The organism is Paucibacter sp. XJ19-41, assembly GCF_028462495.1.
Classification (GTDB): domain Bacteria; phylum Pseudomonadota; class Gammaproteobacteria; order Burkholderiales; family Burkholderiaceae_C; genus Roseateles_E.
Map to the genome: position 1 here is coordinate 1 of NZ_JAQOWX010000253.1, position 1,815 is coordinate 1,815.

At 69.2% G+C, this 1,815-nt stretch carries 3 protein-coding genes; 1 reads left to right on the forward strand and 2 read right to left on the reverse strand.

Annotated features, from left to right (window positions below; all coding sequences use genetic code 11):
* A partial coding sequence (locus tag PO768_RS28695) for a D-alanyl-D-alanine carboxypeptidase (protein WP_272648778.1) occupies nt 1-211 on the forward strand: 211 nt, incomplete at its 5' end.
* On the opposite strand, the gene PO768_RS28700 is transcribed toward PO768_RS28695, so the two are convergent.
* On the reverse strand, nt 212-1,171 hold the full coding sequence (locus PO768_RS28700) for an SGNH/GDSL hydrolase family protein (RefSeq protein WP_272648779.1): 960 nt from the start codon (nt 1,169-1,171) through the stop codon (nt 212-214).
* Nucleotides 1,172-1,205: 34 nt separating this feature from the next.
* Nucleotides 1,206-1,815 (reverse strand): L-threonylcarbamoyladenylate synthase (locus PO768_RS28705; protein WP_272648780.1); only part of this gene is annotated, 610 nt, incomplete at its 5' end.

Consider the following 1,815-nt stretch of genomic DNA (forward strand, 5'->3'; position numbering starts at 1 on the left):
CGGTGCGGCCGCCGGCCGCGCGCACCTGAAGACCGGCTCGCTGCGCGATGTGGTGGCGCTGGGCGGCGATGTGCTGGCCGACTCGGGCCGGCGCTATGTGCTGGTGGCGCTGATCAACCACCCGCGTGCCCAGTCGGCACGCGGCGCACTCGACGCCTTGCTGCAGTGGACGGTCCAGGACCTGGACCGCCCAGCTGCCGGTCGCCCCTGATCAGAAGGGGTTGCTGACCGCGCGGCTGACCGCCAGCGAGCCCAGGCGCGACTGGCCGGCCGGGCTCATCAAGGTGCTGGTGGCCCACAGCCAGGTGTCGCCGCTGGCATTGGTGACCAGGGTCTTGGTATTGCACTCCGGCGCCGGCGCGGTGGCCAGGCAGGCCGCATCGATTGTATTTGCGAACCCGCCATAACCCGGATTTTCGACAATGCGGCGCACCTCTTCATCGATCAGCAACAGACCGATCAGACGGCCATCATCGATCAGCCTGACTCGCATCTGGGTGTTGAACTCAGTCGTCAGCTCGGTGAGCAGCTTGGCACGGTCGGTGTCGGGCTTGTTGGCCCGTTCGGTCAGCGCAAAAGGCGTCGCGCCCAGGTTCGGCAGGGTGGCAATGATGACGCGGCCGTCGGCATTGGCGATGCGGTTGACCTGATCGGCCAATTCACGCCCGCGCTGCCCTGCCTGGGCCTTCAAGGTGTCGGCCCCTTGCTGGGGATACTGACGATACAGCTCCAGCACATCGTTGGCGCCGGCCATCACCGCCACCAGGTCCTTGCTGTTGAAGCCGCCGCTGGCGAAGAAGGTATCCAGCTGCGCCTTCACGCCGGCCACGGTGGCGCCGGGCTGGGCGTAGATCTTGCCGGTCGGTACCGTCTGGTTGGTCGGGTTGCACTCGGCAAACACCAGGCCGAAGGTCGCGGCCAGCGACTGGATCCAGATCGGGTTGTTGGCGCACTGCAGCGCGCTGGTGGTGGCGTCGACCGCATTGATCGTGTACTTCTTGCCCTCGGTCGTGATCACGCTGGCCTCGTCGCCGAAGGCCATGATGCGCTTGGGAGCAAAGGGCTCGATCTGCCCGCCGCCGCCACCGCAGCCGGCCACCAGGGTCGCGGCCACCAGGGCCGCCGTGGCCAATAGCGTGCGGCGGTGCGCAGCTTGCTTCAACATCTTCATGAACACTCCAGGCATGACTAACTTGCTCTTCAACTCAGGACTCGAACGCCGCCGCCGCACGCGACAGCCGGTCGCGCACACCGTCCCATTCGACATCGGGGGGCGGCAGCTCGATCCAGATCTCGCCGGCACCGGCATCGTCCAGCTCCCGCAGCACGGCGAACAGCTGCTGAGCCGCCGCCGCCGCATCGCCCGGCATGGTCCGCCATAGCGGACCGGGCACCGGGCTCAGCGTCCGCGAATATACCGCCAGCCCCGCCGGCCATTGTTGCTGGCCCAGACGCTGGGCCAGGGTGGCGGCATCGAGCAGGCGCACCACGGCGCTGGGCGCATAGTGGGCCGCCAAGGTGCCCGAGGCGCGCGGCGCCTGGGCATCGGGTGCCCGCAGCGGCTCGCCGGCGGCCGCTTCGATCTGGGCCGGCGTCAGCACGCCGGGGCGCAGCAGCACCGGATGGGCACGGCTGCAGTCGACGATGCTGGACTCAATGCCCACCGCGCAATCACCGCCGTCCAGCACCCAGACCTGGCCCTCGAACTCGCTCTCGACATGGGCGGCGCGGGTCGGGCTGACGCGGCCGAAGCGGTTCGCGCTGGGCGCGGCCACGCCGTGCACGCCGAGTGCCTTGGCCTCGGCCAGCAGCGCC